Origin of the sequence: Pseudochrobactrum sp. XF203 (assembly GCF_020341615.1) — a bacterium.
Lineage (GTDB): Bacteria > Pseudomonadota > Alphaproteobacteria > Rhizobiales > Rhizobiaceae > Pseudochrobactrum > Pseudochrobactrum saccharolyticum.
Genome location: NZ_CP084392.1, coordinates 2392238 through 2404514, shown reverse-complemented (window position 1 = coordinate 2404514; position 12277 = coordinate 2392238). Strand labels below are relative to the sequence as shown.

Below are 12277 nucleotides of genomic sequence, written 5' to 3'. Positions count from 1 at the left end.
GCGCCTAAATCAAAGAGCACGCAAGATTCTGAGCCAACTGCCAGAATAGATGAGGTTTTAACAGGGCATTGCTGGTTCAATGCCCTGTTTGTTTTTGTTTTCTGTGGTGACTTTATTCTTTGTCATAAACTTGTAGTGTTCATTTAATAAATGAACGGCGAGTAACCGGCTCGCTCCGGTGTCGGATGAATGATTTCAGGGATAAGAATCATGTTGCAGAAACGCACGTCACGTAAAACAGTTCTGGCTACTGCTCTGGCAGTGTTTATGGGCGCAACTGCAGTGAATGCAGAAACGCTCAATCTTTATACCTCGCAGCCGGAAGCTGATGCGACCAAAACCGTTGAAGCATTCCGCAAAGCCAATCCTGATATTGATGTGCAGGTGTTCCGTTCCGGTACCAGCGATATTCTCAGCAAGCTGGCTGCTGAATTTGCTGCCGGTGCGCCGCAGCCGGACGTGCTGCTGATCGCCGATGCCGTGTCGATGGAACTGCTGAAAAAAGACAATCGTCTGAAAGCCTATGAAGGCGCGAAGACTGATGGTCTGACCGAAGGTTCGTTCGACAAGGACAAAACCTATTTCGGTTCCAAGCTCATCACCACCGGTATTGCCTATAACACACAGGCGAAAAGCAAGCCTGAAAGCTGGGCTGATCTCGGCAAAGAAGAATATAAAGGCCAGATCGTGATGCCGAGCCCGCTTTATTCCGGCGCGGCTGCTTATCTGCTCTCCGGCTTTGCGCTGAATTCTGAACTTGGCTGGGATTATTTCGAAAAGCTGAAAGCCAATGAGCTGATCAGCGTGCGCGGCAATGGTGCTGTGCTGAAATCCGTTGCCAGCGGTGAAAAGCCTTACGGTATTCTCGTGGATTTCATGGCACTGAATGCCAAGGCAAAAGGTTCGCCGGTTGAGTTCGTATTCCCGAAAGAAGGCGTGCCTGCAGTAACTGAGCCTGTTGCAATCATGGCGACTGCCAAGAATGTTGCCGGTGCGGAAAAATTTGTTGATTTCATCCTCTCGGATGATGGCCAGAAACTGGCGCTGGAGCAGGGCTATCTGCCAGCCAAGGAATCTGTTGGTCGCCCGGGCTGGTTGCCGGAAGGAACAAAAATCAACATCATGTCGATCGATACGCTCAAAGTTCTGGGTGTGACAGAAGCCGACAAGAAGCGTTTTTCTGAACTGTTCGGCGGTTAAGGCATTCTTTGATGTCAGATAAAATATTTGGTCAGAGCCGGGATACGGCTCTGATTTTTCTTGTGGCGGCAGTGGTGTTCACGCTGTCTCTGTGGCCGATGCAGCGGTTGGCCAGCGAGATTATCGCGCCGAATGGTCAGCTCTCTGACAGTGCATTGCGCTCGGCGCTTTCTTCAACCTCCACATGGGTTGCCACGCGTAATTCTTTAATCACCGGATTTGGCGGCACACTTGCTGCTGTTATCCTTGGCAGTGCCGTGGCGCTGCTGGTGAGCCTGACCAATATTCGCGGTCGCGGCGTGTTCGTGCTGATGTTTGTGGTGCCATTGCTGATTGCGCCGCAGGTGACTGCTCTGGCATGGTTGCAACTCTTTGGCCCCGCGAGCCCGTTTCTCAAAATGATCGGCATGGCGCCGGAGCTTGGCAGCCGTAATCCGCTTTATTCTACCACCGGTATTATTGCATTGCTCGGCATTCAATATGCGCCGCTGGTGTTCCTGATCGTACGCGCCGGTTTGCGTAAATTACCGCGCGAACTGGTTGAAGCTGCTTTGAGCAGCGGTGCCAGTAAATGGCAGGTAACGCGCACAATCATTGTACCGCTGATGACACCATCGGTAATCGGCGCTTCTGCGCTGGCTTTTGTATCCTGTGTCGGCAATTTTGGTATTCCGGCATTCTTGGGTATTCCGGCCAATGTGCTGGTGCTGCCGACCTTGATTTACCAAAAGCTTGCCGGTGGTGGACCATCTGTGCTGTCGGAGGTCGCTGTGCTTTCACTGCTGATCGGTGTGATCGCAATGGCGGGTATTCTGTGTCAGGATTATATGGCACGCCGCCGCGATTATCGTATTGCCTCAACCTCACTGCCTGCCGCGCCTTTTGAACTTGGCTCATGGCGTTTGACTGTTGAGGTCGCTTGCTGGCTGCTGATCGCCTTGGTGCTGGTGCTGCCGATGTTTGGCCTGTTGCTCACCGCATTGGTGCCTGCTTTTGGTATTCCGCTGAGCTGGCAGACGGCAACACTGGATAATCTGAAATTTGTGCTGTTTGACCATGCAGGGGCTCGCCGTGCGCTGGTCAATTCATTCACCCTGTCGCTGGCCGCAGCCGGTTTTGCGGTGCTGGTGGCGGTGCCGCTTGGCTATCTCATCACATGGCGGTCGCGCTGGTGGACACGCTTGCTCAATCTCGCAGCCGAACTGCCTTATGCTCTGCCGGGTGTGGTGCTGTCGATTGCCGCATTGCTGATGTTCCTCAAACCTTTGCCGGTTGTCGGGCTGCATCTCTATAATACGATCTGGATTATTCTCTACGCCTATCTGGCACGGTTTCTGGTGCTGGCACTGCGCCCGACCATTACCGGCCTGCATCAGATTGACCGTGCTCTGGAAGAGGCGGCACAGGTGGCCGGTGCTGGACTGCTGACACGCCTGCGCACCATCGTGTTTCCGCTGGTAGCACCGGCAACTCTGGCTGGCGGTGTGCTGATTTTCATGACCGCCTTTTCGGAGCTGACAGTTTCTGCGCTATTGTGGTCATCAGGGTCGGAAACGCTGGGCGTGGTGATTTTCTCTTTTGAGCAGGGTGGCGATTCACCCTATGCGGCTGCAATATCTGTACTGGTCGTGTTGATTACATTCTTACTGATGCTGGTGACCAATATGTTCGCCAGATATCTGCCTGACGGAGTTCTGCCATGGCGGGATTGACTATCTCTCAGCTTTCCAAAAGCTTTAACGACACCAAAGTGCTGACCGATGTGTCGCTGGATATCGCCAATGGTGAATTCATTGCCGTGCTGGGGCCTTCCGGCTGTGGCAAGACCACATTGCTGCGCATGATTGCCGGATTTGAACAGGCGAATGACGGTGTGATCTATGTCGGCGATAATCTGGTGACCGGCAAAGGACAGTTCGTGCCGCCGGAAAAACGCCGTGTCGGTATTGTGTTCCAGAACTATGCTCTTTGGCCGCATATGACCGTTTCGGAAAATGTGGGCTATAGCCTCAAGATTGCCAAGGTGGAAAAAGCCGAGCGCGAACGGCGTGTGCAAGAGGCACTGAAGCTGGTTGATCTGCAGGGCTATGGTGATCGCCGTCCGGCGAACTTGTCCGGCGGGCAGCGTCAGCGCGTGGCACTGGCGCGTTGTCTGGTGGCAGCACCGTCGCTGGTATTGTTTGACGAACCTTTGGCCAATCTGGATGTGCATTTGCGTGCTTCGATGGAAGATGAGTTTGCGCGCTTCCATAAGCGCACCGGCACGACGATTATCTATATCACCCACGATCAGGCCGAAGCGATGGCGCTGGCCGACCGTATTGCAGTGATGGACAAAGGCAGGTTGATGCAGTTTGCCTCGCCGAAAACGCTCTATAATGAACCGGCCAATGCGATGGTCGCATCGTTTATCGCGCAGGGCATGGTACTGCCTGCGGAGATTTTGAGCGTCAATGGTAGTGGTTCCTGTGAAGCCGTGGTGCTGGGGCAGCAGGTGCGGTTGCGTTGCCGTGCCGATGAAGTGGTGCGCAAAGACGCACAGATTTGTATCCGTGAGGATGATCTGGAACTGGTGAAACAGGACGGATTTGCCGTGCGGGTGACACGCTCGGTCTATCAGGGCGGCGCATCACGGATTGAAGCTGTTGCTGAACAGGCACCGGAACTGAACCTGCATTTCAATCTGCCGGATCCGCTGCATCTCAAAGCGGATGATACAGCGCAATTACGTATCCGGTCAGGCTGGGTGATACCGGAAGCAGGTGCGGTATGAAGATCAATCTCTATGGCGGTTTCGGTGAAAAAGGACGCTTAGGCGTTGGTATCAGCACAACGGCTACCAAGCTGCTGTTTGATATTGGCATTAAAGTCGGAGCCACTGGGCGTGATTATTATCCGTTGATTGAGGTGGATGCGATTGCCGCACTTGATGCTGTGCTGATTTCCCATGCCCATGAGGATCATGTCGGCGGGCTCTTGTGGTTGCTGGCGCAGGGCTTTCAGGGGCGTATCCTGATGACTGCCGAAACTTTGGCGGAAACAGCTCAGACTCTGAAGAATTATGCCGAACAACAACATCTCGAGAATGTTGCATTTCCGCAGGAGCGTATTGAACTGTTCAAAGCTGGGGATGTGCTGACCATCGGAGATGCAGAAATCACCACCGGTCGTTCCGGCCATGTGGCAGGCGGCGTGTGGTTCTGTGTCGAGGCCGAAGGGCACAAGGTTCTCTATAGCGGTGATGTGGTGCCGGATAGTCCGGTGCTGGAGATGGATGCATTTCCGCAATGTGATCTGTTGCTGCTGGATGCCTCTTATGGTGCTGATGCTGTTTCAGCGGACACACGGGCACAGCAAATCCGAGAATGGATTTTGCAGAACCGTGACGGTTGTCTGTTGCCGACACCACTCTCTGGCCGCTCGCTGGAACTGATGGCACTGATGCCGGTTAATTTTGCTATTCATGCGGATATGCGTGCCGCACTGGCAGAGCAGATTGCAGCATCTGGTGCCCTGCGGGACGGCGTGGCCGGACGGTTGAAACAATTGCTGCATAATGCACAGGATTGGCGGGAAGATCAGGCGCTGCCGCGTTGTCCGCTGCTGACATTTGACGCGATGGGGCAGGCAGGGCCTTCCGCCTATGCGATGAACCGTGCGCTGCGCACCGGACGGCCGGTTTTGCTGACCGGCCATGTGCCGGAAGATACACCGGCCTTTGATATGTTGCGGGACGAGCTGGCGGACTGGATCAGATTGCCGACCCATCCGACTTTGAGCGGCATGGTCGCGCTTTGGGAGCAGGCAGGTAAGCCTGATATGCTTGGTCATTCCTGCTCGGCTCAATTGCTTGGCGAACTGGCAGAGCATATCCCAGTTGTGCGTCAGGATGTGAAGAGCGGTGATGTGATAGAGCGCATTCCGAAAAGTGTGAAGCGGTTTTCGGATTAAAATGCGCGTTAATTTAAAAAAACAAAGCATTTCTAACAATGCAAACTCAACTGGAAATGCTTTGGAATTGGGAGCAGCCTGATGCGTATTTTGCTTTGCAATGATGACGGTATTGATGCGGAAGGTCTGGCTTTTCTGGAACGTGCTGCACGGGCATTGAGTGATGATGTGTGGGTGGTTGCACCGGATGGTAAGCGCACGGCTGCGGGTGCATCCATCACCATCGGCAAACCACTGACCATGGTGAAACGCGGTGAGCAGCGCTATTCCTGTTCCGGCACACCTGCGGACTGTGTTGTGTCGGCGATGAGCTGGTTGTTCAAAGATCAGGCCAAGCCTGATCTGGTGTTGGCGGGGATTAATGACGGGCGCAATGTGGCCGAAGATCTGGCCTATTCCGGCACGCTCGGTATTGCTCGCGAGGCAACATTCTGGGGTATTCCTGCCATTGGTTTCTCGCAGGTTAAACAGCCGCGCCGTGGTGAAGATGATCTGGTGGCGCTGGTGCAATTATTGCGCAACCTGTTAGAGCAGCGTGCAGACTGGCAGCGTGAAGGGCACTGGCTGAGCATTAATCTGCCGCATGGTCTTCCAGCGCCAATTGCCCAGCCGCGCATTGGTCGGGACAAGATTGCATCATCGTCGGAGGTAGTCAGCATAGATGGTGATGAGACAGTGCTGATGGTGCCGCGCGGACGTCCGCATTCATCTTCTGAAGGCGATGATAATGATCTGATTGATCGCGGTTTCATCTGCATCAACCGGCTCAACTGGTTTGGTGAGGCAGAGCTAAGTGAGGGGCTTATCAGGTCTTTCGTGTCTGATCCAAAAGTCGCCTGACATGGCTGCAAATGGCGCTTTTCTGTGCTTCGGTACTCACGTACTCTTTGTACGCTCCGTTCCGATGCTCGCAAATCACCATTTTCGCTCACGTCATCCGCTTTTTGATTCAGACACTTAGACAGATAAATTCGTCTTTTGATTCAGATATGAAAAAGGCCGCTGTTTTCAGCGGCCTTTTTATTTGGTTATTTACGTTTCATGGCTTCAAGCAGTGCTGCACCAAAACCCCCCTGAGCTTCAGCAGGCTTTTCCTGCGGCTTGGCCGTGAAATGTTTCTGTGCCGGACGCTGTCCGCGCTCACCCATAGGCTTGGGTGCAGCTTCACCGCCGCCGTCTTTGCGCATAGTCAGACCGATACGCTTGCGCGGCACATCCACTTCTGTCACACGCACTTTCACCACATCACCGGCTTTTACCACTTCATGCGGATCCTTGACGAATTTATCGGCAAGCTGGGACACATGTACAAGACCATCCTGATGCACACCGATATCAACAAAGGCACCAAAGGCGGCAACATTGGTCACAGTACCTTCCAGTAACATGCCGGGTTTGAGATCTTTAATATCGTCAATGCCATCGGCAAAGGTGGCGGTTTTGAATTCCGGACGCGGATCACGCCCCGGTTTTTCCAATTCCGACAGAATGTCTTTTACGGTTGGCAGACCAAAACGCTCATCAACAAACAGTTTCGGATCAAGCGCACGCAAAGCACTGGCATCACCCATCAGTGAGCGCACATCGCGGCCGCAAGCGGCAACGATCTTGGCGGCCACGCCATAGGCTTCAGGGTGCACGGATGAGGCATCAAGCGGCTCGGTACCATTCGGGATACGCAGGAAGCCTGCGGCCTGCTCAAATGTACGGTTGCCGAGACGGGCGACTTTGAGCAGGTCTTTACGCTTCTTGAACGGGCCGTTTTCGTTACGATGCGCAACAACGGCTTCGGCAAGTGATGTGCCAAGGCCGGACACACGGGCAAGCAGTGAAGCGGAAGCGGTGTTGAGATCAACGCCGACCGCATTCACTGCATCTTCAACAACGGCATTCAGCATATGGGCAAGGCGTGCCTGATCCACATCATGCTGATACTGACCAACGCCGATGGATTTTGGCTCGATTTTCACCAGTTCTGCCAGCGGGTCTTGCAGGCGGCGGGCGATAGAAACCGCACCGCGCAGCGACACATCAAGCTGCGGGAATTCTGCAGCCGCTGTTTCCGAGGCTGAGTAAACCGATGCACCGGCTTCTGAAACAATCACTTTAAGCGGTTTTGGTGCCAAGGGGGTAGTAACCATATCGCCGAGCAGATCGGCAACCATACGCTCGGTCTCGCGGCTTGCGGTGCCGTTACCGATGGCGATCAGTTCAACTTTATGCTTGCGGATCAGCGAGGCGATTTCGGCCTGTGCACCGCGCAGATCATTGCGTGGTTGGAACGGATAAACCGTTGCAGTGTCCAGCAGTTTGCCGGTACCGTCAACGATCGCCACTTTCACGCCGGTACGGATGCCCGGATCAAGACCCATGGTAGCGCGGGAACCGGCAGGGGCTGCCAGCAACAGGTCTTTCAGATTGCGGGCGAAAACATTGATCGCTTCTTCTTCCGCACGCTCGCGCAGATCGCGCATCAGATCGAGGGAGAGGGACAACGAGAGTTTCACGCGCCAGGTCCAGCCGATCACTTCCATCAGCCATTTATCACCGGCCAGTGTGCCGCCGACCTGATAGCTATGGGCGATCATCCGCTCAACCGGCTTGACCGGTGAAGTGTCCTGCTGGTCGACGACAATGTCGAGTGTCAGGAAATCTTCATTGCGGCCGCGTAGCATGGCAAGGGCGCGGTGGCCTGCCACTTTGTTCCACTGTTCGCTATGGGCAAAATAATCGGAGAATTTTGCACCTTCAGTCTCTTTTCCGGCAACGACACGAGACTGAAGAACCGCATTGTCCTTCATGTAGCTGCGCAGGCGGCCAAGCAGATCAGCGTTTTCGGTGATACCTTCGGCGATAATATCGCGCGCACCTTCAAGGGCGGCTTTCACATCAGCCACATCCGGCGTGATATAGGCGGTCGCCAGTTCGGCAGGCACAGCAGCGCGGTTATCGAGAATAGCCTGCGCCAGTGCGCCAAGGCCACGCTCACGGGCGATTTCCGCACGGGTACGGCGCTTTGGTTTATAGGGCAGATAGATATCTTCCAGCTCGGCTTTGGTGCTGACATTCGCGATTTTCAGCTCCAGCTCCGGTGTGAGCTTTTCCTGTGTACGGATGGAGTCCAGAATGGAAGTGCGGCGGGCTTCCAGTTCACGTAAGTAAGTCAGACGCTCGGACAGGTTGCGCAATTGCGTGTCATCAAGACCACCGGTCACTTCTTTACGGTAGCGGGCGATAAACGGCACGGTCGAGCCTTCATCAAGCAGGCCGATAGCGGCAACCGCCTGTTCCGGTTTTGCATTGATCTCACCGGCAATGATGGCGGCAATCCGTCTGGTAATGTCTGTCATAAGAATCTCATGCTGATAATAACGCCTTTATCATAGAGCTTTGATGCGGCGCATTGAAGGCGGGAATCATATCCTTGCCGGAATATGACGCAGAGAGTTTCTCGACTGAGCAATATTGTTTTGTGTATTGCAAAATTCTGATAAAATATTTGCTGTACTCATGATGAGGACGCGCGGAACTTTTCAACTTAGCGTTATCAGCAGCCGTTAATGCCGTTTTACTCATATGCGCCTTGTTCTGGCACTAAAACCAACATTTTTTGGCCTTGTTTGCACAGGAAGTGCGGCCTGTTTTTCGCTGAGTGTATTTAATCACTGAAACTTAATCTTCAGATCAGGAGACAGGCAAATTATGGATGTGAGTAAACACCCCATAGCCATTGATCATGTGCCCGCATTTATTACGGCACCGGGACAGACCGATATTCTGTTTAATTTCGTCATTGTTTTTCTCATTTGCATGATCTTTGCCGTTGGCACCCTCTATCTCCGGCTTCATGCTTTGCCGGAGCAAATGGCACATCGTACCAATAAGGTGCAGTTGCAGGTTGTTGCGGTTCTGGCGCTGATTGCGCTCTTTACCCATAATCAGCTTTTCTGGATTGCTGCCCTGTTGCTGGCGATGATTGAACTGCCGAATTTTATTACGCCGGTAACCTCAATGGCCAAGTCCCTGAACAGGATTGCGCGCAGCACTTATGTGCCGCAGAACTATCCGCCTGCATCGGTGCCAGCCGCGCAACAGCCTGCTCCTGTAGCGGAAGCTGCCGCTAAACCAGCGGAAACAGTGCAGCCGCAGGTAGCTCAAGACGGGCATTCATCTCATAATCCGGATCAGAACGGGGAGAAGCAATAATGTTGGAATTTCTTCTCTGTTCAATGGTGACGATTTTGCCGGATTATCTGTTCCGGCGTTATGGTCAGGGTAAACTTATCGGTCACCATATCACGCTTTATTCGGTGTGGTTTGAGCTGCGCTGGGGGATCACGGCCTGTCTTATTCTGACAATCTCTCTGATTACGATGATCTTTTATTATCATCCTTCCACATCCAATGTGACTGCCGCTTATCGCACGGTGACAATCCTGCCGGAAATTCCGGGGCGTGTTGAAGAGGTCTATGTGTCCCGCTTTCAGAAAGTGAAAGCCGGTGATCCGCTGTTCCGCCTTGACAGCAGCAAGCAGGAAGCTGCGATGAAAACTGCAGAGCAGCGTATTGTCGAAGTGCAGGCGGAAACTGAGGTGGCGAAATCTGAGATTGCTGCAACAGATGGTGCGATACAGTCAGTTGAGGCCGCCTATTTGCAGGCGCAGATTGATCTCAATACACAGACTGAGTTGCAACGCCGCAATCCGAATGTGGTTGCCCAGCGCGAGATTGACCGCTTGACATCCAGCCTTGAAGGACGCAAAGGCGCACTGGCTGAGGCAATTGCCAGAAAGCAGACATTGCAGACCAAGATCAGCACTTTATTGCCTGCGCAAAAAGCCAGTGCAGAGGCCGCACTGGAGGAAGCACGGGTGCAGCTGGATAAAACCACTGTGCGTGCCGGTGTGTCCGGTACCGTGCAGCAGTTTACCTTGCGCACGGGTGAGGTGGTGAACCCGCTGCTGCGCCCTGCAGGTGTTCTGGTGCCGGATGATGCCGGACGGGGCAGGCTGGTTGCCGGTTTCAATCAGATTGAGACACAGGTTATCAAGACCGGCATGATCGCCGAAGTTACCTGTATCGGTCAGCCTTTTACCGTTGTGCCGATGGTGGTGACTGAGGTTCAGGATGTGATTGCAGGCGGGCAGGTGCGTGCCAGCGATCAGCTGGTTGATGTGCAGCAGCTGAGCCGTCCTGGTACGATTACCGCGACGCTGGAACCTCTTTATGAAAATAGTTTTGGCAATGTGCCTCCGGGCAGCAATTGCATTGCCAATGCCTATACCAGCAATCATGAAGAGCTGCAGGCAGGCACCGCAGGGCCATTGCGTTCGGCATTCCTGCACGCGGTGGATGCCACCGGCCTCGTTCATGCTGTCATTCTGCGCATTCAGGCGATTATGATGCCGGTACAGCTGCTGGTGCTCGGCGGACATTGATGCTGCTGAAAAAGACTAGAGCGGTTTACGTCCATGTTGGATCGCAGTGCTCGCTCTAGATTTCTTAGTTTTTCGCATTATCCCGGACTGTCCAAGTTGATCCAACTTGACTGTGAAATGCTCTAGTCAGCCGAAATGAAAAACCGGTGCCGGATTTATGTTCCGGCACCGGCCTTGTGAAAATAACAGGTCTATCCGATTGATTCTCAAGTGATTCCCAAAACGGGAATAAATCGCTGATGCTCGAGGCATTTTACACAATGCCGTCGAGGTGAAGCAAATATCTCATGCTTAAAACAGAAGAGACATTCATAATATTGTTTTATGATTGGGAAAATTTGTTGGTAGCGGAGGACGGATTCGAACCGCCGACACAAGGATTATGATGCCTTATATCTTCATTGATTTTATAAGGTAATTTATATTCATGTTGCGCTCATGTCGCGTTTAATAGCTTTAACACCCGCAGTTAGCTTAAAAGGGCATGCTCGGCCGCTGCAAGCTCAGCAGCGTCATCACCACGGGGAAATAAGTGCCCATATGTATCTGCAGTCATGGTGACTGATGAGTGTCCCATGCGCTCTTGAACGACCTTGAGAGGTAATCCAAGGCCTCCATCTTCTAGGCGGTTAATGCACCACGACGCGTAGAAATGGCGCAGAGCATGAAGGCCTGTATATTTGGCTTTCACTTCCTGTCCGTCTTGTTGGGTGATGCCGGCTTTTATCTGAACGGGTATCAGGCCGCGATTGATGATGTTTGCGTGGCTCTCGATTTTACCTAAACCGTTCGGGAATACATAGTGAAGTTCCGTGACAGGATTGCCGTTAGGATCCAGTCTCACGGTTTCTCTGCGAGGGCAGGCTAATTTCCATTCACGCAATGTGTTTATGACAAGTGGTGGTACTGGAATAGTCCGTTCGCCTGCACCAGACTTCGGTCGACCAATTTCTCCAAATTCATCAGCGCGCTGATGTACATTGATAGCGCGCTTTTCAAAGTCCACATCCTGCCAGCGCAAACCTCGTAGCTCGGATGATCTCATGCCTGTAAAGATTGCAGTGATGAGCAATGGCTTCCAGCGGCCGTCTATGGCGTTAATAAGAGCTTTGATTTCTTCTCTGGTGGGAATGTCTATGCCGACCTTGATACGGCCATTCTGACGGCGCTCTGCCTGTCTATCTTTCCCCGTACGGCGTGTACCGCGCATATCTTTGACCGGATTGCGAATGGTAAGGCCGCGCTCCTGCGCATCGGCTAAGATTGAACCAAGAGAGCCAATGATTTTTTTAATCATGGCAGGCGATCGGTCTTCGTCGCGGAGCTTATCTTCAAACTCTCGAATAGCGGGAACATTCAAACGCGAAAGCAACGTATTGCCTATGAACGGGTCAATATGCAGTTTTACGTGTCTTTGGCGCTGGTTGATGGTGGAGCGCTCTAAGCTGTCATTTTCACCGCTAGCGATCCAGAAACCGCCTGCCTGTGCAACTGTTGCGCTTGCACTATCTGCAACGTGAACGCCTTCGCGCACTTCAATTTTAGCAGTGGCTGAGAATGCATCCGCTTCTTTTTTCTTCGCAAATGTTTTCAGGCGGCGTGTGCCCTGACTGTCAACGTAGTCGACAACCCACGCCTCTTTAATAATGCCTTTTGGGTTAGTCCATTTGCGTTTGCGTATCGACATT

Annotated in this window: 10 protein-coding genes; 7 read left to right on the top strand and 3 right to left on the bottom strand. The window is 53.0% G+C overall.

Annotation, left to right across the window (positions count from 1 at the left end):
* Nucleotides 1-210: 210 nt before the first annotated feature.
* The 5 genes from LDL70_RS10975 (at nt 211) to LDL70_RS10955 (ending at nt 5991) form a co-directional block, all read left to right on the top strand.
* A complete protein-coding gene (locus tag LDL70_RS10975) occupies nt 211-1200 on the top strand; it encodes an ABC transporter substrate-binding protein (protein WP_170265281.1) in 990 nt (329 codons plus the stop codon).
* A gap of 11 nt (nt 1201-1211) precedes the next feature.
* Nucleotides 1212-2912, top strand: a complete 1701-nt coding sequence (locus LDL70_RS10970; RefSeq protein WP_225685042.1) for an iron ABC transporter permease — start codon at nt 1212-1214, stop codon at nt 2910-2912.
* Nucleotides 2900-3973 carry an ABC transporter ATP-binding protein gene (locus tag LDL70_RS10965; RefSeq protein WP_225685041.1) on the top strand — a complete coding sequence of 358 codons (1074 nt, stop codon included), beginning with the start codon at nt 2900-2902 and terminating at the stop codon, nt 3971-3973. Before LDL70_RS10970 ends, LDL70_RS10965 begins: the two co-directional genes overlap by 13 nt.
* The gene (locus LDL70_RS10960) at nt 3970-5151 is read left to right on the top strand and encodes an MBL fold metallo-hydrolase (protein ID WP_225685040.1); all 1182 of its coding nucleotides are present in this window, start codon (nt 3970-3972) and stop codon (nt 5149-5151) included. The genes LDL70_RS10965 and LDL70_RS10960 overlap by 4 nt, the downstream gene beginning before the upstream one ends.
* 81 nt (nt 5152-5232) lie before the next feature.
* Nucleotides 5233-5991 carry a 5'/3'-nucleotidase SurE gene (locus LDL70_RS10955; protein ID WP_225685039.1) on the top strand — a complete coding sequence of 253 codons (759 nt, stop codon included), beginning with the start codon at nt 5233-5235 and terminating at the stop codon, nt 5989-5991.
* 188 nt (nt 5992-6179) lie between these two features.
* Here LDL70_RS10955 and LDL70_RS10950 read toward each other — a convergent pair whose 3' ends face one another.
* Both LDL70_RS10950 and LDL70_RS10945 read right to left on the bottom strand, forming a co-directional pair.
* Nucleotides 6180-8501 carry a Tex family protein gene (locus LDL70_RS10950; RefSeq protein WP_225685038.1) on the bottom strand — a complete coding sequence of 774 codons (2322 nt, stop codon included), beginning with the start codon at nt 8499-8501 and terminating at the stop codon, nt 6180-6182.
* 7 nt (nt 8502-8508) lie between these two features.
* Nucleotides 8509-8727 carry a hypothetical protein gene (locus LDL70_RS10945; protein ID WP_225685037.1) on the bottom strand — a complete coding sequence of 73 codons (219 nt, stop codon included), beginning with the start codon at nt 8725-8727 and terminating at the stop codon, nt 8509-8511.
* Between the two features lie 126 nt (nt 8728-8853).
* On the opposite strand from LDL70_RS10945, the gene LDL70_RS10940 reads away from it, so the two are divergent.
* Both LDL70_RS10940 and LDL70_RS10935 read left to right on the top strand, forming a co-directional pair.
* On the top strand, nt 8854-9357 hold the full coding sequence (locus tag LDL70_RS10940; RefSeq protein ID WP_225685036.1) for a hypothetical protein: 504 nt from the start codon (nt 8854-8856) through the stop codon (nt 9355-9357).
* Nucleotides 9357-10589 (top strand): HlyD family secretion protein, encoded by a 1233-nt coding sequence (locus LDL70_RS10935; protein ID WP_022711331.1) that lies wholly within the window; start codon nt 9357-9359, stop codon nt 10587-10589. The genes LDL70_RS10940 and LDL70_RS10935 overlap by 1 nt, the downstream gene beginning before the upstream one ends.
* A gap of 469 nt (nt 10590-11058) precedes the next feature.
* Here LDL70_RS10935 and LDL70_RS10930 read toward each other — a convergent pair whose 3' ends face one another.
* A complete protein-coding gene (locus LDL70_RS10930) occupies nt 11059-12276 on the bottom strand; it encodes a site-specific integrase (RefSeq protein ID WP_022709084.1) in 1218 nt (405 codons plus the stop codon).
* Nucleotide 12277 lies beyond the last annotated feature (1 nt).

Bases quoted from the DNA above. Each gene is read 5' to 3' on its own strand.
- LDL70_RS10975 (WP_170265281.1), top strand. From the start codon at position 211: ATGTTGCAGAAACGCACGTCACGTAAAACAGTTCTGGCTACTGCTCTG.
- LDL70_RS10970 (WP_225685042.1), top strand. From the start codon at position 1,212: ATGTCAGATAAAATATTTGGTCAGAGCCGGGATACGGCTCTGATTTTT.
- LDL70_RS10965 (WP_225685041.1), top strand. From the start codon at position 2,900: ATGGCGGGATTGACTATCTCTCAGCTTTCCAAAAGCTTTAACGACACC.
- LDL70_RS10960 (WP_225685040.1), top strand. From the start codon at position 3,970: ATGAAGATCAATCTCTATGGCGGTTTCGGTGAAAAAGGACGCTTAGGC.
- LDL70_RS10955 (WP_225685039.1), top strand. From the start codon at position 5,233: ATGCGTATTTTGCTTTGCAATGATGACGGTATTGATGCGGAAGGTCTG.
- LDL70_RS10950 (WP_225685038.1), bottom strand. From the start codon at position 8,501: ATGACAGACATTACCAGACGGATTGCCGCCATCATTGCCGGTGAGATC.
- LDL70_RS10945 (WP_225685037.1), bottom strand. From the start codon at position 8,727: ATGAGTAAAACGGCATTAACGGCTGCTGATAACGCTAAGTTGAAAAGT.
- LDL70_RS10940 (WP_225685036.1), top strand. From the start codon at position 8,854: ATGGATGTGAGTAAACACCCCATAGCCATTGATCATGTGCCCGCATTT.
- LDL70_RS10935 (WP_022711331.1), top strand. From the start codon at position 9,357: ATGTTGGAATTTCTTCTCTGTTCAATGGTGACGATTTTGCCGGATTAT.
- LDL70_RS10930 (WP_022709084.1), bottom strand. From the start codon at position 12,276: ATGTCGATACGCAAACGCAAATGGACTAACCCAAAAGGCATTATTAAA.